Below are 22,078 nucleotides of genomic sequence, written 5' to 3' on the forward strand. Positions count from 1 at the left end.
GGGCAGCGTCAGATGTGTATAAGAGACAGCACCCGGCCCCCGCGACCCCGGCGACGCCTGGGCGGTCGGCCCCGACGGCACGAAGGCGTGGGGACGCTTCGGTGCCGCCGGCCTGCTCGTCGACGACGGTGCCGGGCGCGTGCTCCTGCAGCACCGGGTCGAGTGGAGCCACCACGGCGGCACCTGGGGCATCCCCGGCGGGGCACGCCACCAGGGCGAAGCAGCGGTGACCGCCGCGCTCCGCGAGTCCGCCGAAGAAGCCGGCGTCCCCGACGACGCGATCGCCCTGCGCCACACGGCGCTGCTCGACCTGGGCTTCTGGACCTACACGACCGTCGTGGGGCGCGCCTCCCGGCCCTTCGAACCCGTCATCGCCGACCGCGAGAGCCTCGCCCTGTCGTGGATCCCGATCGACCAGGTCGACGACCTGCCCCTGCACCCCGGCTTCGGCAGGTCGTGGCCGGCGCTCCGCGCCACGGTCGCGACCACGCCGCACGTCGTCGTCGACGCGGCGAACGTCGTCGGCAGTGTGCCGGACGGCTGGTGGAAGGACCGAGCCGGCGCCGCATCGCGCCTGTTGGCGCAGGTGTCGGCGCTCGCCGCGGGCGGGGTCGCCGCATCGTTGCTCGACCTGCCGTTCGCACGGTGGTGGCCGCGGTGGACCGTGGTGCTCGAGGGTGCGGCGCGCGCCGCCGCCGACCGCGACGCCGGAGACGAAGTCGGCACCGGTACCAGTACCGGCGTCGGTGTCGGTTCCGTCGACGTCGTCCGCGCCCCGGCGTCCGGTGACGACGCGATCGTCGAGGCCGCGCGGGCCGCGGTGCAGGCCGGTGACGGACCGGTCGTCGTCGTGACGGCGGACCGCGAGCTCCGCGAGCGGGTCGAAGCCCTCGGCGCGACCGCCCACGGGCCGTCCTGGTTGCGCGACCAGCTCTAGTCGCCGCGGTCGCGCGCCCCTGCGCGGGACCGCCGTGTTCCGGATGGTCGCCGGGCGGCCGTCGGTCGCTGCCGGTACGCTGGCCCTGACGTCAACGGAGACGCAACACGCAGGAGGTTCCCCTTGGAGCGCATCACCAGGGCCGACGACCGAGTCCACCGCCCCGCCGGGCCGTGGACCCCCACGGTGCACCGGCTGCTCGCCCACCTGCACGAGCAGGGGTTCGTCGCCGCCCCCGAACCGATCGCCCTCGGCGACACCCTCGAGACGGTCTCGTTCGTCCCCGGCGTCGCCGGCGAGTACCCCTGGACCGAGGACATCGCCAGCGAGGCCGCCCTCGTCACCAGCGCCCGCCTGCTCCGCCAGTTCCACGACGCCGCCGCCAGCTACCCGCGCAGCGCCACCGACGACCTCTGGTCCCAGGCCGACCGCGCCCCGGTCGAGACGATCGTGCACGGCGACTTCGCCCCCTACAACTGCGTCTACGACGGCATCGCCGCCGTCGGCCTGATCGACTTCGACACCGCACACCCCGGGCCCCGCGTCTGGGACGTCGCGAGTGCCGTCTACCGGTTCGCACCGTTCACCACCGGCGTGGTGGAAGGGACGACGACCCCCGACCTCGACGGGCGGCTCGAACGGGCCGCCGAGTTCTGCCGTGCGTACGCCCTCGACGACCGCTCCCGCAGCGTCCTCGCCGAGACGATGATCGCGTCCCTCGTCGCCCTCGTCACGACGATCGAGCACGAGGCCGCCGCCGGCAACCCGAAGTTCGTGAGCGACCTGCAGCACGGCCACGCCGACCTGTACCGCGCCGACGTCGCCTACCTGGAGCAGCACGCCGACGCCGTCACCGCCGCCGTCGCGTGACCACCAGCCCCGCGCGGCTCCGCACGGCGCGGTTCGCGGCGCAGGGCATCGCGGCGCCCGGGCTGCGCCCCACCGAGGTCGTCGAGCGGATGCTGGCGGTGCAGGGGCAGGACCTCGGCCAGGTGCTCTGGGCCATCGGGGTCCGCGCTCCCGGATCGACGCGGGAGGACGTCCGCGAGGCTTTCGACCGCGGGGAACTCGTCCGCTCGTGGCCGATGCGGGGGACCCTGCACGCCCTGCGGCCCGACGACCTGCGCCTGCTGCTCTCGCTCACCGCCGAACGGACACTCCGCACGATCGCCCGGCGCGCCACCGAGCTCGGCATCGACGACGCCCTGCTCGGCCGGGCCCGTGACACGACGGTCGCGGCCCTCGTCGGTGGTCGCGCGCTGGTCCGGGACGACCTGTTCGCGGCGTACCGCGCTGCGGGCATCGACCCGGCCGGAGGGCGCGGGTACCACCTGGTCCTGCAGCTCGCGCAGGAGGGCCTCGTCGCCTGGGGCCCCACCGCCCGCGTCGGGCAGGGGCTCGTGCTGCTCGACGAGTGGGCACCCGCCACCGGTGAGCTGCCGGACCGCGACGAAGCCCTCCGCCGGGTCCTGCTCGGGTACCTGCGTGGCCGTGGCCCCGCGACCGAGGCCGACGCCGCGAGCTGGACGAGGCTGCCGCTCGGTGACCTCCGCCGAGCCCGGGCCGCGGCGGGGGACGCCGTCGAGGACCTCGGCGACGGACTCCTCGCCCTGGCCGACCGGCCGGCAGCCGACGGCCCTGCGGCCGCCCGCCCGGCGCCCGCCCGCATCCCCGTCGGGCACCTGCTCCCCGGGTTCGACGAGTACCTGCTCGGGTACGCTGACCGGTCCGCGCAGCTCGACCCCGCCCACGCCGACCGGGTCGTCCCCGGGGTCAACGGCATGTTCCTGCCGATGGCCGTCGTCCGGGGTCGCGTCGTCGGCACGTGGAAGCGCACCGAGCGCCGGGCCGGGCACCTCGTCACCATCACACCCTTCGGTGCCCTCGACGCGTCGTCCGTTCGTGCACTCGAGGCGGCGGCCGCGCGGTACGCGGCGTTCCTCGGCGCGCCCGTCGCGACCACGGTGGTCTGACGCGACCACCTGCGGCCCGCGTGCCGAGGCTGCCCGGCCGCCCCGACCCTCTCCCCACCGGCACGGCCGCCCCGCCGCTGGCGCGTCGGTGCGGAATCGGCGGCGTGGGCCCAGACCGTACCCAGCAACCATGCGGCGGACTTCGACACTGCCTCCGGTAATGTCGCAGGGCCATGACCGACAGCCCGGCCGACGCCACCCCCTACGAAGTCCTCGGCGTCCCCGCGACCGCCGACGACGACGCGCTCCGCCGCGCCTACCGGCGGGCGGCCCGCGAGACCCACCCCGACCTCGGCGGCGACGCCCAGCGCTTCCGGCAGGTCCAGCTCGCATGGGAGCGCATCGGGACGCCGGCAGCCCGGCGCGCGTACGACGTCGGGTCCCGCGCGTACGGCGCGTCCGGTCCGTCCGGGGCGACCGCCGGCAGGGGTGACACCGGTCGCGACGCCTACGCACCCCCGGCAGCGCGTCGCGACACCCGCCCCCGGGCCCGGTCCCACGGACACCCCGGCGGTCGGTCGCGCGAGGTCTTCCTGCAGGCCGAGCGGGAGTGGGTCGGCCTCGGCGACCCCATCGAGGACCCCTACGACCCCACGCTCATCCGCTCCGCACCCCGGCACATCCGGCGGCTGCTCGCCGAGGCCCTGGCCGAAGAGGCCACCGCCTCGATCGTCTCCGACATGGGGATCGGCGTCACGGTGTGGCACGACCTCGACGCAGGGGCCGAGGGCAAGCTCGACCACGCCGTCCTGACCCCGAGCGGGCTCTGGGCCGTCGAGTCCATCGACTGGGGTGCCCCGGTCCGCGTCGAGCACGGCGAGATCGTCGGCGAGACGCTCGCGCCGGGGGAGCGACCCGTCAAGGAACTCGTCCGCGCCGCCCGTGCCGTGCAGAAGCAGACCCGGGTGCGGTTCTCCGGGAGGCTGCTCGTCGTGCCGGACGCCGCCGTCACCGAGGACGTGCAGCTCGTCGGCTCCCCGAAGAAGCCCACCGCGCTCGTCGTCCGCCGGAGCGCGCTCGCCCAGGTGCTGAACGGCGTCTGGTCGCCGGCGGGCTCCGTCGACGTGTTCGAGATCCGCGACCGCCTGCAGCAGACCGTCCGCTTCGTCTGATGTCCGCGTCGCACGTCGTGGTCGAGATCGGCGGCTGGGAGCACGAGTGCTGTGGCCTGGCCGTGGAGATCGGGGACGTCGTGGAGTACTGGGTCGTCTCCGCGGACGGAGCACGGCGGTTCGGCGAGGTCCGACACGACTCGGCGCGGACGCAGTCGATCCGTGGACGGGTCGTCGAGCTGTACGCGGTCGGCCGTGACGGACGGGTGGCAATCGAGCGGGTGCCGAGCGGTTCGGCCCTGTGCGGCTCCGACGAGGACGACGACGGTCACCTCGAGGCCCGCTGGACCGGGCAGCCGGTCACCGTCGAGTGGGACGGCGAGACCGAGTTCGAAGTCGTCATCGACCCCTACGGCAAGCCGAAGCGTCAGTAGCCGCGGAGCTTCTCGAGGTCGCGGCGCTCCCGCTTGCTCGGCCGTCCGGCGCCGCGATCGCGCATCGGGACGAACCCGGCCTCTTCCTTCGACAACCGCGGCGGGGTCTTGTCCTCGAAGTGCTTCGCGGCCTCGGAGGCGCTCGTCCGCTTCAGGATGATGCCGGTCACCATGACGATCCGGTCGAAGCCGTTCTGGCGCACCCGCACCTCGTCACCGGGGCCGATCGGCTGCGCCGGCTTCGCGCGCTCCCCGTTCACCCGGACGTGACCGGCCTTGCACGCGGCGGTCGCGGCCGACCGGGTCTTGGTGATCCGGACGGCCCAGATCCAGCTGTCGACCCGGACCTTCTCCATGCCGACACTCTAGGCGGCCCGTACCCTGGGGCGGTGCATGCGGACGAACAGGCGGCGATCGCCCGGGCCCGTGCCCTCGGGGTGCTGCACGACGCCGCGATCGGGGACCGCCTGGCGGTCCGGGCGCACCACGGTGACGGCGCGCAGGACGCCCTCGGTGACCTGGTCGCCCGGACGCCCGACGCCGTGACGATCGCGACCCGCCGCGGCCCGGTCGAGGTCCGGCTCGCCGACGTCGTCGCCGCGAAGCCCGTCCCGCCGCCCCCACCCGCGCGGCCTGCGCGGCGCTGACATGCTCGGCTCGTCTGGTGCGAGGTTCCGTCCTCCGTGCGACCGCTCGTGGGTCGCACGGAGGACGGAACCTCGCACCACTCGCCCAGCACCTCGCACCACTCGCCCAGCACCTCGCACGGTGCGAGCCACCCCGGCGAGCCGCAGGCCCCCGCGCCCCGCTCCCGACATACGCTCATCCCATGGCAGTCCCCGTCCCGCTCGGCACCGAGGACCGCACCGCCCGCCTCACCCTCCGCCGCCCGGACTCCTGGCGCCGCGAGGACTCAGCCCAGGCGGACCTGCGCGTCACCGGCGACGACGTCGTCCTCACCGTCCGGTCCCGGCCCAGCGACCGCGCGATCGGCGACGAGAACACCGGGCTGCTCGAACGCCTGCCCGGCTCGGTCGAGGGCCTGCTGCTCGTCGGCTGCGACCCGTGGACCACCGCCGGCGCCCCGGCCCGGCTGGTCGAGTACGTCCGACCCGACGAGCACGGCGACGTCGCCGGCACCCACCTGCTCTTCGTCACCGGACGGCACCGCGTCGACCTGACGATCGAACGCCCGCTCGCCAAGTTGATCCAGACCGACGACCTCGTGCTTGCCGTCCTCGAGAGCGTCCGCGCCACCGAGACCGTTCCGGTCCGCCCCGAGCGCGACCTCGAACCCCTGCCGGCCCCCGCCCCGACGACACCGCTCGAGGGTCCCCGGCTCAGCACGGACGCGATCGGCACCCTGCAGAGCCTCGCCGGACGCCGGTGGAACCCCACGCTCCTCCGCACCGCGGCGGGCCGCGAACTCATCGAGGCGGGCCTCGTCGGCCGGCTCGGCACGCTGCCGGAGTCGACCCAGACCCTCCTCGAACCCTGGCAGGGCGATGCCCAGCCGGTCACGCTGGAACAGCACCTGCCAGACGGGGGCGAGTCACGCCTCCAGGCCTGGTCGCAGACCGTGGTCGACGGGACCGACGCGGCTGGTGCGGTGGTTGCGTCCGTCACGCCGGACCGGGCCGTCGCGCTGCTGGCCGGGAGGCTCGGCATCGCTCCGACGTGGACCTTCCCGTTCCGCACGGGGTCGCTTCCAGGGCACCTGCTCGGCCGCAAGCTGGCCGGCGGTCCGGACGCACCGGACCTGCCCGAGACCCTCGCCGAGGCGGATCCGCGCCTCGCGCGGTTCTGGGCCGCGCCGTGGACCGTGTCGTACCTGCGTCGCCCGGGCAAGCCGAAGCCGATCACGATCGTGCGGGCCGACGGGCACGGGTTCGCCCGCGTGGGGACGACGAAGGCCGGGGAGACCGCCTTCCGGACGGACTCCCCGGCCAATGTCTACCGGTCGGTGGTGCGGGCGCTGCTGGGCTGAGCGCGCCCGGTTCTCCCGCTACGCGGCGGGGCCGGCGGTCAGCGTGACCGTGACGGTCTCGGCGGCGCCGGTGCTGTCGGTGTAGCGGACGCTCACCTCGTCGCCCACCGAGTGCGACTGCACGACCTCGGTCAGCTGGTCCGAGCTCGTCACGGCCGTGCCGTCGATGCTCGTGATCGTGTCGCCGGCGGCGAGTCCGGCGCTCGCGGCTCCGGAGCCCTCGACGGTGCCGGCGACGGCGACGCCGCCCGTGGTGCCGGTGGTGTTGCTGACCTCGACCCCGAGGAACGCGGGCAGCCCGATGGTGATCGTGCTCGACGACTCCCCGGCGAGGATCTTCTCGGCGATCGTCTTCGCGGTGGTGATCGGGATGGCGTAGCCGGTGACGTCGGCCGTGCCCGAGGACGCTGCCGTGGCCATGCCGACGACCTCGCCCTCGCTGTCCACCACCGGGCCGCCGGAGTCACCGGAGACGATGTCGGCGGAGATCTCGATGAGCCCGGTCAGGGACTCGGTGCCGGTGCCGGACTCGCTCTGCACCTGGATGTCCTGGTCGGTCGCGGTGACGGTGCCCTCGGCGGCGACGAGGTTGCCGGTGCCCTCCGCGTTGCCGACGTCGGTCACGGTGTCACCGGTCGAGGGCTCGCCGTCGTCGTCCAGCGTGACGGTGGACAGCCCGGAGGCGCCCTCGAGCTTCAACACGGCGACGTCGTTCGTGGCGTCGGCCCCGACCACCTCGGCCTTGTACTCCTTGCCGGTGGTCTCGTCGGTGACGGTGATGCTCGTCGCGCCCTGGATCACGTGGTTGTTCGTCAGGATCGTCCCGTCGGAGGTCAGGACCATGCCGGTGCCGGCCGCCTGCGACGACTCGTCGTAGTTCAGGACGGTGTTGATCGTCACGACGCCCTTCTTCTGGGCACTCGTCGCCGCGGTGGCGGGGGACTGGGTGCTCGTCCCAGTGCTGCCGCCGGTGCCGGTGCCGGTGCCGCTGCCGCTGCCGTCGCCGGGCACCGTGAAGCCGTTCGTGCCGTCGCTGCTGCCGGTGCCGTCGGTGCCGGAGCCGGACCCGGTGCCGGTGTCGGTGTCGGTGTCGGGCAGCGTCGTGGTGCCCTGCGACTGGCTCGACGTCGTGGTCGTCCCCTGCGAGGACAGGCCGAGGGCGGTGCCGCCGGCCGCACCGACGATGGCGAGTGCGGCGATACCGGAGCCGATCATCAGCCCGAGCCGGCGCGGGCGCTTCGTCGTACCGGGGTGGTTCGCGGTCGCCGCCGAGTAGGCCCACGCGTGGTTGGCGCCGGCGAGGGCGGGGCTGCCGATCAGGTAGGGACCGCGGCCGTCCGGGGTGTACGCGTAGGGGCCGGAGCCGTCCGGACCGTAGAGGTAGGGACCGGAGCCGTCGAATGCGTACGCTGGGCGCAGGGAGGCCGGGTCGGCGTGCGGCGCCTCCCAGTGCGTCCCGGGTGCCTGCTGCTGCGCGGCGGGGGTGCCGTTCTCGTCGTGGTCGGCGGCTGCGGGGTTCGGGGTCTCGTTCATCGGTGCTCTCCGGTCGTCCCTCGACGGCCCGGTCGGGCGTCGATGGAGACCAGTACAGGGCGCTTCCCCATGACGAGCCTATGAACGAACCCTGCGCACACTCCGGGCTTGCTCGGGGGACGCCGAACGGTGTTCCGGCGTTAGGGTGGCCTTACTTCCATGCCTCCGTCGACGTCCCCGCCCCCGGCCCCCAGCTCCGTCACCCGACTCGTCGGCGCGACCGTGCTGGCGGTCGTCGTCCTCGCCGTGGCGTGTGCGCTGTCGATCGCGTACGGCTCGCGGCCGATCCCGCTCGGCACCGTCCTGGACACCGTGCTGCACCCCGGACGGACCGACGAGGTCGGGCTGATCGTGCTCGGCAACCGCGTGCCCCGTACCGTCGTCGGACTGCTCGCCGGAGCCGCGCTCGGCGTCGCCGGGGCGGTCATGCAGGGCGTGACACGGAACCCGCTCGCCGACCCGAGCATCCTCGGCATCAACTCCGGCGCCACCCTCGCGGTGGTCGCCGGGATCGCACTCTTCGGGGTGAGCGGCACGGCCGCGTACCTGCCGTTCGCGTTCGTCGGGGCCGCCCTCGCCGCCCTGCTCGTGTACGGGATCGCCGCCGTCGCACGGCGCGGACTCTCCCCCGTCGGGCTCGCCCTCGCCGGAGCCGTGGTCGCGGCGGCCCTGTCGTCGGTCACCACCGCGGTGCTCGTGACCGACCAGAGCCTGCTCGACCAGCTGCGGTTCTGGCAGGTCGGGGCACTCGCCGGCAAGGACCTCGGCACGGCGGGGATCATCACGGCGCCGGTGCTCGTCGGGCTGGTGATCGCGTTCGGGCTCGGTCGGTCGCTCAACACCCTTGCCCTCGGGGACGAACTCGCGGCGTCGCTCGGGCAGCGGGTCGTGCTCGTCCGCGCCGTGGGCGGTCTGGTCGCCGTGCTGCTCGCCGGGTCCGCGGTGGCCGCCGCCGGTCCGATCGCGTTCGTCGGGCTCGCCGTCCCGCACTCGGTCCGTCGTCTGAGCGGCCCCGACCACCGCTGGACCATCCTGCTGTCCGCGATCGTCGCCCCAGCTCTGCTGCTCGTCGCCGACGTGATCGGCCGCGTCGTGGCGTACCCGGGGGAGCTGCAGGTCGGCATCGTCACCGCCCTCATCGGGGCACCGGTGTTCATCGCGCTCGTGCGGTCGAGGGTGGTGCGGGGACTGTGAGGCAGCTGTTCGGCTCCGTCGGGTTGCGCCGCGAGGTCGCGGTGCTCGTCGCCGTGGTCCTGGTCATCGTGGTGCTCGTCCTGGTCGGGCTCGGCGCCGGGTCGATCCCGCTCACCCCGGGGCAGGTGCTCGCCGCCCTGTTCGGGCAGGGGGACCGGATCTCGGACTTCGTCATCGGGCAGCTCCGCGGACCGCGCGTGCTCGGTGCCGTGCTCGTCGGCGCCAGCCTCGGTGTCGCCGGCGCGATCGTGCAGAGCGTCGTGCGGAACCCGATCGCGAGCCCCGACGTCATCGGCATCACCTCGGGGGCCAGTGCCGCCGGACTCACCGCCATCGTTCTGTTCGGTGCCAGCGGTGGCACCCTCTTCTCGGTCGTCCTCGTCGGTGCGGTGGTGGTCTCGATCGTCATCGCCGCGCTCGCCTGGCGGCGGGGGATCACCGGCAACCGGGTCGTCCTCGTCGGCATCGGCGTCGCGGCGATCTGCCTGAGCATCACCGGCTGGATGCTCACGAGCGGCACCGTCACCCAGGCCGGCACCGCGCTGCTCTGGCTCTCCGGCAGCCTGAACGCGGTCGACCGCGACCTGGTCGGGGTGCTCGGCGTCGCGTTCGTCGTGCTCGGCGTGCTCGCGGTGCTGCAGTCCGCCCGCCTGCAGGTGCTGAGCCTCGGCGACGAGGTTGCCGCCGCGCTCGGACTCCGGCCAGACCGGGCGAAGGTGCTCCTGCTCCTCACCGCGGTGTGCCTGACCGCCGCAGCCGTCGCCACCGCGGGGCCGGTCTCGTTCGTGGCGCTGATGGCCGCGCCGATCGCCCGACGCCTGGTCGGTGGCGGACGCGTCGCCCTCGCGCCTGCCGCAGCCGTCGGTGCCGCGATCACGCTCGGCAGTGACCTGCTCGCCCAGTTCGCGATCCCCGGCAACGCGCTGCCGGTGGGAGTCGTGACGGGCGTCGTCGGTGCGCCGTACCTGCTCTGGCTGCTCGCGCGGGGTCGGTGACGACCGGGTGCGGGGTCGCTGACGTCGTGTCGCTGAGCCCGCTGACTCCGGGTCGCGCGTTCGCGGATCGCGGAAGTCCCTCCACAGTCCCAGAACGGGGCTGCCGCTCGGGGGTTCGTTTCCGATACGCTGGTGGGCCAAGAGGAGGAGGTCCACCGATGCCAGATCCAGTGGTCCCGCAGCCGGGCGGTCAGAAGACCCCGGAGCAGCGGCTGGTCGACACCACGCTGACCTTCAGCATGGACATGGGAGCGGCGCTCACCGCCGAGTCCGGTGTCTCGACCGAAGAACGTGAAGCCGTCAACGCCCTGCCCTCCGGGTCGGCGTTGCTCGTGGTCCGCCGCGGCCCCAACGTGGGTGCGCGGTTCCTCCTCGACTCCGACGTCACGACGGCCGGTCGACACCCCGACGCCGACATCTTCCTCGACGACGTCACCGTGTCGCGCAAGCACGCGCAGTTCCTGCGCCACGGCACGAGCTTCAGCGTCAAGGACAACGGCTCCCTGAACGGCACGTACTTCGACGGTGTCCGCATCGACGAAGCGCTGCTCACCGACGGGGCCGAGGTCCAGGTCGGCAAGTTCCGCCTGACGTTCTACGCATCTCGGGTCGACCTGGCGCGCCTGGCGAACGCGTAGTGGCCGCACGGTCCGCTGCGGCCCGGGCGGGGTCCGCAGCACCGGACCTGCTCACGATCGGGCAGGTCCTCGCGCGCCTCAAGCCGGAGTTCGCGGACCTGTCGAGCTCCAAGCTGCGGTTCCTGGAAGAGCGCGAGCTCGTCACCCCGATCCGCACGGCAAGCGGCTACCGCAAGTTCTCCGCCGCCGACGTCGAGCGGCTCCGTGTGATCCTCGGGTTGCAGCGTGACCACTACCTGCCGCTCAAGGTCATCAAGGACTACCTGGCCGATCTCGATGCCGGGCGCGAACCCGTCCTGCCCGGCGGCGGAGACGCACCGAAACCGTCGATCCTCGGGCGTGAGCGCCGCTACACCCGTGACGAGACCGTCCGGGCGGCCGGCGCCTCGCCGATGCTCCTCGCCGATGCGGTCTCGGCCTCGTTGCTTCCGGCCACCGACACCTACGGCGACGACGGCGTCTCCGTGCTGAAGGCCCTGGTCGAACTGCAGCGCACCGGCATCGAGCCGCGACATCTCCGCACGCTGCGCAGTACCGCCGAACGCGAGGCCGGTCTCATCGAGTCAGCCCTCATGCCGGTCTCGCGCCGGGGAGACGCCACTTCGCGGGCGAAGGCCACCGAGCTCGCGCGTGAGATCGCCGGGCACCTCGAGATCATCCGGTCCAACCTCATCCGCCAGGCCATCGGTCGTCTCGACGCATGACACGCTCCGACGCTCGGACGGGGCTTGTGTGTCAGTGGCCGAGGCGTATCCTCGACACGCCGGACGCGCCGGGTCGGATGTCCCGCGCGGGAGCGGTCGGAGTCGCTACCGTGGACCTCGGAACAACTCTCAACCCGTCGTTGAAGCTTCGGGTGGGAGCTCGATCGTCGTGGAAGGCAAGCTCATGAGTGGGAACGACACCCCTGGCACCGAGTCTGATGTGACCCGGTACGACCTCGGGCTGCTCTTCACCGATGGTCTGCCCGAGCACGACGAGCAGAACGGCTACCGCGGCACCGTCGCCGCACGAGCAGCCGGCATCTCGTACCGCCAGCTCGACTACTGGGCCCGCACCGAGCTCGTGCAGCCGACGATCCGCGGGGCCGCCGGCTCCGGGTCGCAGCGCCTGTACGGGTTCCGCGACATCCTCGTGCTCAAGCTCGTGAAGCGCCTGCTGGACACCGGCATCTCGCTGCAGCAGATCCGCACCGCGGTCAACCAGCTCCGTGAGTCCGGCGTCTCCGACCTGGCACAGACCACGCTGATGTCCGACGGTGCCTCGGTGTACCTGTGCACCTCCGACGACGAGGTCATCGACCTCGTGTCCCGCGGCCAAGGTGTCTTCGGCATCGCCGTCGGCAAGGTCCTGCGCGAGGTCGAGAGCTCCCTGGTCGAGCTCGATGCCACCGCTGCAGCCGACCCTTCCGACGAGCTCGCCGCTCGTCGCGCTTCCCGCGCTTCCTGACGTCGTTCTCTGTCGGTCCGTGCGGCTCTCGCACCGGATGGTCACGAACCGTCGTGTGCGCGTCGCCGAGTGGTCACGAACTGTCGGATGCGACGTTCCCGACCGACGGTTGGTGACCACTCGGGGGACGTGAGCGGTGTGTTGTGACCGCTCGGTGTGCCGGAGCCGGGCGTATCGAGCGGGGCTGGGGTGTGCCTCCCGGCAGTCGCCGCGTGGTCGTGGCCCGTCGCCTGCGTCTCGCCAGGTGGTCAGGAACTGTCGCCTGCGACGCCGCCGGCCGACGGTTGGTGACCACTCGGGGGACGTGAGCGGTGTGTTGTGACCGCTGGGCGGGCCGGAGCCGGACGTGTCCGCCGGGGCGCGGCGTGGGTGTCCCGGCGGTCGGTGCGTGGCCACGAACCGTCGTGTGCGCGTCGCCGAGTGGTCACGAACTGTCGCCGGCGCGGCCGTCGGCCGACGGTTGGTGACCACTCGGGGGACGTGAGCGGCATGTTGTGACCGCTCGGCGTGCCGGACCCCGGCGTGTCTGCCGGACGAGAGGCGGGCCTCCGGGCAGTCGCCGTGTGGTCACGAACCGTCGTGTGCGCGTCGCCGAGGTGTCACGAGCTGTCGTCTGCGCCGGAGCCGGGCGACAGTTCGTGACCACTCGGCAAGCGGCTCAAGGCGAGCGGCGAGCGCACCGACCTACGCGGCGCCCCCGTCGGCGTACGGGCCGATCTTGCCGGTACGCATGATGCGCTCGAGCAGCTGGTCGAAGTTCTTCGCCATCTCCTGCGCGGACTCGCCGGGCCAGACGTGCAGCGGCTTCGCGGCACCCTGCGCCTGCTGCAGCGACGTGCGCTCCGGCAGCTGCGGGGAGAGCACGAGCGGGCCGAACATGTCCCGGAGCTCCTTGATGCGGAACTGGTGCTCCAGCGACTGCACACGGGCACGGTTCACGATGATGCCGAGGGGCTGCAGGCGGGGGGAGAGTCCGCGGCGGATCTCCTCGATGGCGCGCAGCGCACGGTCGGCGGCGGCGACGGAGAACAGGCCGGGCTCGGTGACGACCGTGACACGGTCGGACGCGGCCCACGCGGTGCGGGTCAGGGCGTTCAGCGACGGCGCGCAGTCGATGAGGACGAGTTCGTAGTCCTGCTCGACGTTCGCCAGGGCCTCTTCGAGCTTCCAGATGTCGCGGATCGACGGGTGCGGCCCGTCGAAGTTGATCGCGGAGGGCGACCCGACCATGACGTCGATCTTGCCCTGCGACCCCTTCGTCCAGCCCGACGGGGCGATCGCCTGACGGACGATCTTCTCCTTCGGGTTCTCGAGGACGTCGGCGACGTTGAGGTGACCGGCGAGGTTGATGTCGAGGCCCGTCGAGACGTCGGACTGCGGGTCCAGATCCACCACCAGCGTGCGCAGTCCCTTGGCGAACGCGGCCGAGGTCAGGCCGAGCGTCACCGTCGTCTTGCCGACACCACCCTTGAGGGAGCTCACGCTGAGTACATGCACGTTGAGCAACGTTACCGCCACTAGGGTTGTCTCACCTCAACCCGGGCTGAAAGGGACGTCGTGTTCACGAAGATTCTCGTTGCGAACCGTGGCGAGATCGCCATCCGCGCGTTCCGTGCCGCGTACGAGTTGGGGGCCCGTACGGTCGCCGTCTACCCGTACGAGGACCGCAACTCCCTGCACCGTCTCAAGGCCGACGAGGCCTACCTGATCGGGGAGCGCGGACACCCGGTCCGGGCGTACCTGGACGTCTCCGAGATCATCCGCGTCGCCCGCGAGTCGGGCGCGGACGCGATCTACCCGGGGTACGGGTTCCTGTCCGAGAACCCGGAGCTCGCCGCGGCCGCGGCGGCGAACGGCATCACCTTCATCGGTCCGGGCGAGCACGTGCTAGAGATGGCCGGCAACAAGGTGACCGCGAAGGAGCACGCGATCGCGGCGGGCGTGCCGGTCCTCGCGAGCACCCCGGCGAGCCGCGACATCGACGAGCTGATCGCCGGCGCCGACGCGATCGGGTTCCCGGTCTTCGCCAAGGCCGTCGCCGGTGGTGGTGGCCGTGGCATGCGCCGGGTGGAGACGAAGCCCGAGCTGCGCGACGCCCTCGAAGCGGCGATGCGCGAGGCCGACAGTGCGTTCGGCGACCCGACGATGTTCCTCGAGCAGGCCGTCATCCGTCCGCGCCACATCGAGGTGCAGATCCTCGCCGACGCGACCGGCACCGACGCGGGCACGATCCACCTGTTCGAGCGGGACTGCTCGGTCCAGCGGCGCAACCAGAAGGTCGTCGAGATCGCGCCGGCGCCGAACCTCGACCCCGCGGTCGCGCAGGCACTGCACCGCGACGCCGTGGCCTTCGCCCGGTCGATCGGGTACGTGAACGCCGGCACCGTGGAATTCCTGCTGGACACCGAGGGCGAGCGTGAGGGGCAGCACGTCTTCATCGAGATGAACCCGCGCATCCAGGTCGAGCACACGGTCACCGAAGAGGTCACCGACGTCGACCTGGTGCAGTCGCAGATGCGCATCGCCGCGGGGGAGACCCTCGCCGGCCTCGGCCTGTCGCAGGACACCGTCGCCGTGCACGGCGCCGCGCTGCAGACCCGCATCACGACCGAGGACCCGACGCAGGGCTTCCGTCCGGACACCGGCCGGATCAGCACCTACCGCAGCCCCGGCGGCGCGGGCGTCCGACTCGACGGCGGCACGGTCGCCACCGGTGCACAGATCAGCCCGCACTTCGACTCGATGCTCGCGAAGATGACGTGCCGCGGCCGGGACTTCCCTGCGGCGGTGTCCCGGGCCAAGCGCGCCCTCGCCGAGTTCCGCATCCGCGGCGTCAGCACGAACATCCCGTTCCTGCAGGCCGTGCTCGAGGACCCGGACTTCGCCCGCGGCGACGTCTCGACGAAGTTCATCGAGGAACGCCCGCAGCTCTTCGCTGGACACGTCTCGAAGGACCGCGGCACGAAGGTGCTCACCTGGCTCGCCGACGTCACGGTGAACAAGCCGAACGGTGAACGGTCGCCGCTGGTCACCGACCCGGCCGACAAGCTCCCGGCCACCGACCTGACTGCGCCGGTGCCCGAGGGGCAGCGCGACCGCCTGCTGGCGATGGGGCCGGCCGAGTGGTCCAGGGCCCTGCGCGCCCAGACGGCCCTCGCCGTGACCGAGACGACGATGCGGGACGCCCACCAGTCGCTCCTCGCCACCCGGGTCCGCACGAAGGACCTCGTCGCCGTCGCACCGCACGTGGCGCGGCTCACCCCGCAGCTGCTCAGCGTCGAGGCCTGGGGTGGTGCCACGTACGACGTGGCACTCCGGTTCCTCGGTGAAGACCCCTGGGAGCGCCTGTCCTCGCTGCGCGAAGCGATGCCGAACATCCCGATCCAGATGCTGCTGCGCGGTCGCAACACCGTCGGGTACACGCCGTACCCGACCGAGGTCACCGACGCCTTCGTCGACGAGGCCGCTCGGTCGGGCGTCGACGTCTTCCGCGTGTTCGACGCGCTGAACGACGTCAGCCAGCTGCGTCCCGCCCTGGAGGCCGTGCTCGCGACCGGTACGGCCGTCGCCGAGGCGGCGCTCTGCTACACCGCCGACCTCCTCGACCCTGCCGAGGACCTCTACACGCTCGACTACTACCTCCGCCTCGCGGAGCAGATGGTCGAGGCCGGCGCGCACGTCATCGGCATCAAGGACATGGCGGGGCTGCTCCGTGCCGGTGCGGCCGAGAAGCTCGTCACCGCGCTGCGCGAGCGCTTCGACCAGCCCGTGCACGTGCACACCCACGACACCGCCGGCGGCCAGCTCGCGACGCTGCTCGCCGCCTCCCGCGCCGGGGCCGACGCCGTCGACGTGGCCGCGGCGCCCATGGCCGGCACGACCAGCCAGCCGAGCATGTCCGCCCTGGTCGCCGCACTGGCCCACACCGAGCGCGACACCGGTCTGTCCCTCGATGCCGTCGGTGACCTCGAGCCCTACTGGGAGTCGGTCCGTCGCGTGTACGCCCCGTTCGAGTCCGGGCTCGCCGGTCCGACCGGGCGTGTCTACAAGCACGAGATCCCCGGCGGTCAGCTGTCGAACCTCCGGCAGCAGGCGATCGCCCTCGGTCTCGGCGACCGGTTCGAGCAGGTCGAGGACTGGTACGCCGAGGCGAACCGGATCCTCGGTCGGCCGACCAAGGTCACGCCGTCGTCGAAGGTCGTCGGCGACCTCGCGCTGCAGCTCGCCGCGGTCGGTGCCGACCCGGTCGACTTCGAGCAGAACCCCGACAAGTACGACATCCCGGACTCCGTCGTCGGGTTCATGGCCGGCGAGCTGGGCGACCTGCCCGGCGGCTGGCCCGAGCCGTTCCGCTCGAAGGTCCTGGCCGGTCGCGACGTCCGACTCGAGGTCACCCCGGTGCCCGCGGACGAACGCGCGCACCTCGAGAACCCTGGACCCGCGCGCCAGCAGGCCCTCAACCGCCTGCTCTTCCCGCAGCCGACGCAGCAGTTCCAGCGCGTGCGGGAGCAGTACGGCGACCTGTCCGTCGTCCCGACCGTCGAATACCTGTACGGGCTGCGCCCCGGGCAGGAGCACAGCGTCCCGCTCGGCAAGGGGGTCGACCTGTTCGTCGGGCTCGAGGCGATCGGCGAGGTGGACGCCAAGGGCGTCCGCACGGTCATGGCGACGATGAACGGGCAGCTCCGCCCGGTCGCCGTCCGCGACCGTTCGGTCGAGGTCGAGACGAAGGCGGCCGAGAAGGCCGACGCGTCCGACCCCAAGCACGTGGCCGCGCCGTTCTCCGGCGTGGTGACGCTCAAGGTCGCCGTCGGTGACGTCGTCGAGGCCGGTACGCCGGTGGCGACCATCGAGGCGATGAAGATGGAAGCGGCCATCACGGCGCCCGTGTCGGGCACCGTCGGCCGACTCGCGATCCCGGTGACCCAGCAGGTGGACGCCGGCGACCTCCTGGTGGTGCTGCAGTAAATTGACCGTTCGTCCCATCCGCCTGTTCGGCGACCCCGTCCTCCGTTCGCCGGCCGACCCGATCCGCCCCGAACTGCTCGGGAGCGCCGGGGTCCGTGACCTCGTGCAGGACCTCATCGACACCGTGAAGGAACCCGGGCGTGCCGGAGTGGCCGCGCCCCAGATCGGCGTCGGGCTCCGTGCGTTCTCGTACAACGTGGACGGTGAGGTCGGCTACGTCCTCAACCCGGAGATCGTCGAGGTCTCCGGGGAGCCCGAGCTCATGGAAGAAGGGTGCCTCTCCGTCCCGGGGCTCGGGTACCCGACGCGTCGGTACCCGTACGCGAAGGTGCGGGGTGTCGACGTCGACGGCGACGAGGTCGTCCTCGAGGGCACGGGCCTGATGGCCGAGGCGCTCCAGCACGAGTGCGACCACCTCGACGGCACCGTCTACGTGATGACGCTCGACCCCGAGGTCCGCCGTCAGGCACTGCGCGACATCCGTGCGCAGGACTGGTTCCACTGAGCGCTTGCACAGGCCCGGGTTCGCGGGCTGTGAACAGTGGTGTGACACCCCCACGGGGGATTGTCGCTTTGTTCTGACGAGGAGGTACCGTGCTGCTGTCGGCCTCCCACCGACGACCATCCCATCCCCCCAGGACTCCCGCATGACCAGTCAGAACGACGAGCTCAGCTCGCACCGCACCCGCACCAACCGTCGACCTGCCGAGACCACCGTCACGACCGGTTCGACCGCCGTCCTCGACGCCCCCGCGACGGAGCAGTCGCAGGAGGCCTGAGCCCCGCAGGCGCCCCCGGCGCCCGCTGAACGGCCTGGAGGCCCGGATCACGTCCGACGGACGTGATCCGGGCCTCCAGCCTGTTGCGTCCACAACCGCGCGTACGTTGCGGAATCGGGCGTACCTGGTCGGAAGAACCGACCCGGTACGCCCGGAACGACCCGGTACGCCCGAATCGACCCGGTACGCCCGGAACGACCCGGTACGCCCGCAGCTGGGCGGTCCCAGGGGCGGCTCCGCGTGTACCTGGCGGGATCGGGCGTACCTGGTCGGAAGAACCGACCTGGTACGCCCGAATCGACCCGGTACGCCCGGAACGACCAGGCGGCTACGAGCGGTTGCGCCGCCGACCCTCGATGACCGGCGTCGCCGTGGTCTGCACCTTCGACCCGGAGTAGATGTGGTCGATGTCCGCGGCGAAGTCCTTGAGGATCACCGACCGCTTGATCGTCAGCTTGGGCGTGAGGTGCCCCGATGCCTCGGTCAGGTCCGTGTCGAGGATCGTGAACGAGCGGACCGACTCGGCGCGCGAGACCCGTCCGTTCGCGGTGTCGATGGCCTCCTGCACGGCGGAGAGCACGCGCTCGTCGTAGGCGGCCTCGTGCGCGCTGAGCGCCGGGGCGATCCCGCGCGACTCACACCACCCGGGAAGCATCTCGCGGTCGAGCGTCACGAGCGCGGCGACGAACGGCTTGCCCTCGCCGACGACGACGACTTGGCCGATGAGCGGGTGCTCGCGGATGCCGTCCTCGAGCGGTGCCGGCGCGACGTTCTTGCCGCTCGCGGTGACGATGAGCTCCTTGGCGCGTCCGGTGACCGTGAGGATCCCGTCCGCGTCGAGGCGGCCCAGGTCACCGGTGCGGAACCAGCCGTCGGCGAAGGCGTGCTCCGTCGCTTCGTCGTTCCGCCAGTACCGGTCGAAGACGTCGACGCCGCGGATCAGGATCTCGCCGTCGTCGGCGATCCGGACCTCGATGCCGGGCAGGGCTCGTCCGACCGTCCCGATCTGGAGTTCGCGGGCACGGTTGACCGTGGCCGGCGCGGTGGTCTCGGTCAGGCCGTAGCCCTCGAGGATCAGCACCCCGATCGAGCGGAAGAAGTGCGAGAGCCGCGGGGAGAGGGGTGCCGAACCGCTGACCGCGTACTCGACCCGCCCGCCCAGGGCGTCGCGGAGCTTGGCGTACACGAGCCGGTCGAACAGCTTGAACTGCAGCCCGAGCAGGAACGGCACCCTGCCGGCTGCGAGGGCTTCGGAGTGGGCGACCGCGGTGTCGGCAGCAGCGCGGAAGATCCTGCCCTTGCCGCCCAGGTCGGCCTTCTGCTCGGCGGAGTTGTAGATCTTCTCGAACACTCGGGGGACCGCGAGCAGGAACGTCGGCTTGAAGGTCGACACCGCCCGCATCAGGTCCTTCGTGTCCGGCTCGTGGCCGACGAGGACGCCGGCGGACACCGACATCGCGGCGATGAACCGGGCGAAGACGTGGGCCAGCGGGATGAACAGCAGGGTCGAGGCGCCGTCCGCGACGACCTCGGGCATCGCCTCGCTCGCGCCCTCCACCGTGGCGGTGAAGTTGTCGTGCCGCAGGACACAGCCCTTCGGTCGGCCGGTGCTGCCCGAGGTGTAGATGATCGTGGCGTCGTCGTGGCCGTGCACGTTCGCGGTCCGGGCGTCGAGTTCGTCGTCGGTGACGTCCTCGCCGAGCCGGGTCAGGTCGTCGAGGCCGCCGCCGTCGATCGTCCAGTGCTGGCCCAGGGCGGGCAGGTCGGGCGCGATGGAGGCGACGCGGCGCGCGTGCTCCTCCTGCTCGACGACGATCGCGACCGATCCGGAGTCGGACAGGATCCAGCGCACCTGGTCGGGGGAGCTGGTCTCGTACACGGGCACGGAAACCAGGCCCGCTGTCCACACGGCGAAGTCCACCAGGGTCCACTCGAGCCGCGTGCGCGACAGGATCGCGACGTGCGCGCCCGGTTCGAGACCGGCGGCGACGAAGCCCTTCGCGATGCCACGCACCCGGGCGAGCGTCTGGGCCGCGGTGAAGGTGGTCCAGGTGTCGCCGTGGCGCTGGGCCAGGATCGGACGCTCGGGCGTCAGACGGGCGCGGTCGCCGAGGAGCCGCGCCGCCGAGCCGTGGTCCGGGGCGACCTGACCGCCGTGCCCGGGGGCGACCCGACCGGTGATCGGCGGTGTGACGTGGTTCCCGGCCGACGGCGTGGTCCCGGTGGCGGCGCTGCCAGCGGTCGACGTGTCGGTGGAGGCGCTGCTGCGTGCAGGACGCTGATCGTTCACGGTGACTCCCTTGTCTGCCGGTTCGACTCGAGTGCGCCTCAACACCGAGGCGACACCGCCAGCATAGGACGCGTCACCGGGCGTTCCGTGACTTCGCGGTGAACCGGTAGGCTCGTTGCTCGTGCACGCCATCGGAATCGACATCGGGGGCACCAAGATCGCGGGTGCGGTCGTGACGGAACTGGGCGAGATCGTCGCCGAGGACCGCGTGGCCACCAACGCTGCGGACCCGAACGCCATGCTCGACGACGTCGTCTCGATGGTCGAGCGACTCAGCTCGCTCCACCAGGTCGGCGCCGTGGGGGTCGCCGCCCCCGGGTTCATCGACGCCTCGCAGTCGATCGTCTACTACACGCCGAACATCCGGTGGCGGAACGAACCGCTCCGCCAGAAGCTGCAGCAGCGCCTCGGCGACCTGCACATCACGGTCGACAACGACGCGAACGCCGCCGGCTGGGCCGAGTTCCGGTTCGGCGCTGGTCGCCTCGTGTCCGACATGACGATGCTCACCATCGGCACGGGCGTCGGCGGGGCCATCGTGACCGAGGACCGTCTGTTCCGCGGCGGCTTCGGCACCGGTGGCGAGATCGGCCACCTCCGCATCGTCCCCAACGGCCTGCCCTGCGGCTGCGGCGCCCGCGGCTGCATCGAGCAGTACGGCTCCGGCCGTGCCCTGCAGCGCATGGCGAACGACGTCGCCGACGCCGGCGGCATCGGTTCGGCCCTGGCCGACGCCCGCGCCGACAACGGTGGACAGCTCGACGGCAAGATCGTCGGCGACCTCATCCTGGCCGACGACCCGGGCGCCCTCGCGGCACTCCGCCGGCTCGGTCGGCACCTCGGCGAGGCGTGCGCGTCGCTGTCCGCGGTGCTCGACCCGCAGCTCTTCGTGTTCGGCGGCGGCGTCGCCAGCGCGGGGGACCGGCTGCTCGACCCGATCAAGCAGGCGTACCTCAACAACCTGCCGGCCCGCGGGTACCACCCCGAGCCGGACTTCGTGATCGCCGAGCTCGTCAACGACGCCGGCGTCGTCGGTGCCGCCGACCTCGCCCGCATCCACGCCCGCACGGCGTAGCATCGGGCCCTCCCACCACCCGGGCCACCCACCACCTGGAGTCGTCGATGACCTACTGGCTGCTGAAGAACTTCGTGCTCGGCCCGCTCATCCTCACCCTGTTCCGGCCGTGGGTCGTCGGGCGGGAGCACGTCCCCACCACGGGCCCGGTCATCTTCGCGTCGAACCACATCTCGTTCATCGACTCGGTGATCCTGCCCGCGGTGCTCGACCGTCGGCTGTCGTTCCTGGCGAAGAGCGACTACTTCACCGGCCGCGGGCTGAAGGGCTGGGCGACGAAGACGTTCTTCAACGCGATCGGTCAGCTGCCGATCGACCGCTCCGGCGGCAAGGCGTCCGAGGCCTCGCTGCGCACCGGCCTGCAGGTCCTGGCGCGCGGTGAGCAGCTCGGCATCTACCCCGAGGGCACCCGCAGCCCCGACGGCAAGCTCTACCGCGGCCGCACCGGCATCGCCCGGATGATCCTCGAAGGGCGCGTGCTCGTCGTCCCCGTCGCGATGGTCGGCACGCGCGAGGTGCAGCAGATCGGACAGCGTTTCCCGAAGATCAAGCGCGTGGGGGTCGTGTTCGGCAAGCCGCTCGACTTCTCCCGCTTCCAGGGGTTCGAGACCGACCGTTTCATCCTGCGCAGCGTCACGGACGAGGTCATGCACGAGCTCGCCGGGCTGAGCCGCCAGGAGTACGTGGACGTCTACGCCACCAGCGTGAAGGAGCGGGCGAGCTCCGCGCGCGAGGCCGTCATGCGGGAACGGAAGTCGACGCCTGCACGTTAGG

At 72.3% G+C, this 22,078-nt stretch carries 20 protein-coding genes and 1 pseudogene; 17 read left to right on the forward strand and 4 right to left on the reverse strand.

The genetic code is table 11. From position 1 onward, the window contains the following. Positions 1 to 34: 34 nt before the first annotated feature. The 5 genes and pseudogenes from DEJ17_RS07005 to DEJ17_RS07025 form a co-directional block, all read left to right on the forward strand. A pseudogene (locus DEJ17_RS07005) lies at positions 35 to 937 on the forward strand (NUDIX domain-containing protein); the annotation flags it as partial. A gap of 123 nt (positions 938 to 1,060) precedes the next feature. Further along, complete coding sequence (locus tag DEJ17_RS07010) at positions 1,061 to 1,807, forward strand: phosphotransferase enzyme family protein (protein WP_110892722.1); 747 nt, start codon at positions 1,061 to 1,063, stop codon at positions 1,805 to 1,807. Continuing rightward, a complete protein-coding gene (locus DEJ17_RS07015) occupies positions 1,804 to 2,910 on the forward strand; it encodes a winged helix DNA-binding domain-containing protein (protein ID WP_110892723.1) in 1,107 nt (368 codons plus the stop codon). The genes DEJ17_RS07010 and DEJ17_RS07015 overlap by 4 nt, the downstream gene beginning before the upstream one ends. 173 nt (positions 2,911 to 3,083) lie before the next feature. After that, positions 3,084 to 4,022, forward strand: coding sequence for a DnaJ domain-containing protein (locus DEJ17_RS07020; protein WP_110892724.1), 939 nt, complete (start codon positions 3,084 to 3,086; stop codon positions 4,020 to 4,022). After that, positions 4,022 to 4,396, forward strand: a complete 375-nt coding sequence (locus DEJ17_RS07025; protein ID WP_181421095.1) for a hypothetical protein — start codon at positions 4,022 to 4,024, stop codon at positions 4,394 to 4,396. The genes DEJ17_RS07020 and DEJ17_RS07025 overlap by 1 nt, the downstream gene beginning before the upstream one ends. Here DEJ17_RS07025 and DEJ17_RS07030 read toward each other — a convergent pair. Next, positions 4,390 to 4,752 carry an RNA-binding S4 domain-containing protein gene (locus DEJ17_RS07030; RefSeq protein ID WP_110892725.1) on the reverse strand — a complete coding sequence of 121 codons (363 nt, stop codon included), beginning with the start codon at positions 4,750 to 4,752 and terminating at the stop codon, positions 4,390 to 4,392. The two genes, DEJ17_RS07025 and DEJ17_RS07030, sit on opposite strands and share 7 nt — an antisense overlap. A gap of 33 nt (positions 4,753 to 4,785) precedes the next feature. Between DEJ17_RS07030 and DEJ17_RS07035 the strand changes: the two genes are divergently transcribed. Beyond that, complete coding sequence (locus DEJ17_RS07035; protein WP_258366692.1) at positions 4,786 to 5,043, forward strand: hypothetical protein; 258 nt, start codon at positions 4,786 to 4,788, stop codon at positions 5,041 to 5,043. Positions 5,044 to 5,225: 182 nt separating this feature from the next. Beyond that, positions 5,226 to 6,383, forward strand: coding sequence for a hypothetical protein (locus DEJ17_RS07040; RefSeq protein ID WP_110892726.1), 1,158 nt, complete (start codon positions 5,226 to 5,228; stop codon positions 6,381 to 6,383). A gap of 18 nt (positions 6,384 to 6,401) precedes the next feature. Here the strand turns inward: DEJ17_RS07040 and DEJ17_RS07045 are convergent, their stop codons facing one another. Beyond that, on the reverse strand, positions 6,402 to 7,916 hold the full coding sequence (locus DEJ17_RS07045) for a trypsin-like peptidase domain-containing protein (RefSeq protein WP_258366693.1): 1,515 nt from the start codon (positions 7,914 to 7,916) through the stop codon (positions 6,402 to 6,404). Positions 7,917 to 8,075: 159 nt separating this feature from the next. Between DEJ17_RS07045 and DEJ17_RS07050 the strand changes: the two genes are divergently transcribed. From DEJ17_RS07050 to DEJ17_RS07070, 5 genes are all read left to right on the forward strand, one after another. After that, entirely contained in the window at positions 8,076 to 9,110 is a 1,035-nt protein-coding gene (locus tag DEJ17_RS07050) for an iron ABC transporter permease (protein WP_110892727.1), read from the forward strand. After that, positions 9,107 to 10,105: an iron chelate uptake ABC transporter family permease subunit gene (locus DEJ17_RS07055; protein WP_110892728.1), complete on the forward strand. Its 999-nt coding sequence runs from the start codon at positions 9,107 to 9,109 to the stop codon at positions 10,103 to 10,105. Before DEJ17_RS07050 ends, DEJ17_RS07055 begins: the two co-directional genes overlap by 4 nt. Before the next feature lie 158 nt (positions 10,106 to 10,263). After that, a complete protein-coding gene (locus DEJ17_RS07060) occupies positions 10,264 to 10,743 on the forward strand; it encodes an FHA domain-containing protein (protein WP_051596676.1) in 480 nt (159 codons plus the stop codon). Continuing rightward, entirely contained in the window at positions 10,743 to 11,447 is a 705-nt protein-coding gene (locus DEJ17_RS07065; protein ID WP_110892729.1) for a MerR family transcriptional regulator, read from the forward strand. Before DEJ17_RS07060 ends, DEJ17_RS07065 begins: the two co-directional genes overlap by 1 nt. A 184-nt stretch (positions 11,448 to 11,631) precedes the next feature. Continuing rightward, positions 11,632 to 12,192, forward strand: coding sequence for a MerR family transcriptional regulator (locus tag DEJ17_RS07070; protein WP_027465231.1), 561 nt, complete (start codon positions 11,632 to 11,634; stop codon positions 12,190 to 12,192). Between the two features lie 684 nt (positions 12,193 to 12,876). On the opposite strand, the gene DEJ17_RS07075 is transcribed toward DEJ17_RS07070, so the two are convergent. Then, on the reverse strand, positions 12,877 to 13,689 hold the full coding sequence (locus tag DEJ17_RS07075) for a ParA family protein (protein ID WP_110892730.1): 813 nt from the start codon (positions 13,687 to 13,689) through the stop codon (positions 12,877 to 12,879). A gap of 60 nt (positions 13,690 to 13,749) precedes the next feature. Between DEJ17_RS07075 and DEJ17_RS07080 the strand changes: the two genes are divergently transcribed. The 3 genes from DEJ17_RS07080 to DEJ17_RS18030 all read left to right on the forward strand — a co-directional run bounded on the left by DEJ17_RS07080 (position 13,750) and on the right by DEJ17_RS18030 (position 17,939). Beyond that, a complete protein-coding gene (locus DEJ17_RS07080) occupies positions 13,750 to 17,160 on the forward strand; it encodes a pyruvate carboxylase (RefSeq protein WP_110892731.1) in 3,411 nt (1,136 codons plus the stop codon). A gap of 1 nt (position 17,161) precedes the next feature. Next, positions 17,162 to 17,665 (forward strand): peptide deformylase, encoded by a 504-nt coding sequence (locus DEJ17_RS07085; protein ID WP_110892732.1) that lies wholly within the window; start codon positions 17,162 to 17,164, stop codon positions 17,663 to 17,665. 142 nt (positions 17,666 to 17,807) lie between these two features. Beyond that, positions 17,808 to 17,939: a hypothetical protein gene (locus tag DEJ17_RS18030; RefSeq protein WP_258366694.1), complete on the forward strand. Its 132-nt coding sequence runs from the start codon at positions 17,808 to 17,810 to the stop codon at positions 17,937 to 17,939. Positions 17,940 to 18,267: 328 nt separating this feature from the next. Here DEJ17_RS18030 and DEJ17_RS07090 read toward each other — a convergent pair whose 3' ends face one another. After that, entirely contained in the window at positions 18,268 to 20,229 is a 1,962-nt protein-coding gene (locus tag DEJ17_RS07090; RefSeq protein ID WP_181421096.1) for a long-chain fatty acid--CoA ligase, read from the reverse strand. 121 nt (positions 20,230 to 20,350) lie between these two features. On the opposite strand from DEJ17_RS07090, the gene DEJ17_RS07095 reads away from it, so the two are divergent. Then, the gene (locus tag DEJ17_RS07095; protein WP_017886608.1) at positions 20,351 to 21,304 is read left to right on the forward strand and encodes an ROK family glucokinase; all 954 of its coding nucleotides are present in this window, start codon (positions 20,351 to 20,353) and stop codon (positions 21,302 to 21,304) included. A gap of 47 nt (positions 21,305 to 21,351) precedes the next feature. Next, positions 21,352 to 22,077, forward strand: coding sequence for a 1-acyl-sn-glycerol-3-phosphate acyltransferase (locus DEJ17_RS07100; RefSeq protein WP_017886609.1), 726 nt, complete (start codon positions 21,352 to 21,354; stop codon positions 22,075 to 22,077). Position 22,078 lies beyond the last annotated feature (1 nt).

The organism is Curtobacterium sp. MCSS17_011, assembly GCF_003224275.1.
In the GTDB taxonomy this organism is placed as follows: Bacteria; Actinomycetota; Actinomycetes; order Actinomycetales; family Microbacteriaceae; genus Curtobacterium.

What these genes read in the sequence shown, in the direction of transcription:
- DEJ17_RS07030 (WP_110892725.1), bottom strand. Translation starts at nt 4,752, where the DNA reads ATGGAGAAGGTCCGGGTCGACAGCTGGATCTGGGCCGTCCGGATCACC.
- DEJ17_RS07020 (WP_110892724.1), top strand. Translation starts at nt 3,084, where the DNA reads ATGACCGACAGCCCGGCCGACGCCACCCCCTACGAAGTCCTCGGCGTC.
- DEJ17_RS07045 (WP_258366693.1), bottom strand. Translation starts at nt 7,916, where the DNA reads ATGAACGAGACCCCGAACCCCGCAGCCGCCGACCACGACGAGAACGGC.
- DEJ17_RS07100 (WP_017886609.1), top strand. Translation starts at nt 21,352, where the DNA reads ATGACCTACTGGCTGCTGAAGAACTTCGTGCTCGGCCCGCTCATCCTC.
- DEJ17_RS18030 (WP_258366694.1), top strand. Translation starts at nt 17,808, where the DNA reads ATGACCAGTCAGAACGACGAGCTCAGCTCGCACCGCACCCGCACCAAC.
- DEJ17_RS07050 (WP_110892727.1), top strand. Translation starts at nt 8,076, where the DNA reads ATGCCTCCGTCGACGTCCCCGCCCCCGGCCCCCAGCTCCGTCACCCGA.
- DEJ17_RS07070 (WP_027465231.1), top strand. Translation starts at nt 11,632, where the DNA reads ATGAGTGGGAACGACACCCCTGGCACCGAGTCTGATGTGACCCGGTAC.
- DEJ17_RS07040 (WP_110892726.1), top strand. Translation starts at nt 5,226, where the DNA reads ATGGCAGTCCCCGTCCCGCTCGGCACCGAGGACCGCACCGCCCGCCTC.
- DEJ17_RS07060 (WP_051596676.1), top strand. Translation starts at nt 10,264, where the DNA reads ATGCCAGATCCAGTGGTCCCGCAGCCGGGCGGTCAGAAGACCCCGGAG.
- DEJ17_RS07025 (WP_181421095.1), top strand. Translation starts at nt 4,022, where the DNA reads ATGTCCGCGTCGCACGTCGTGGTCGAGATCGGCGGCTGGGAGCACGAG.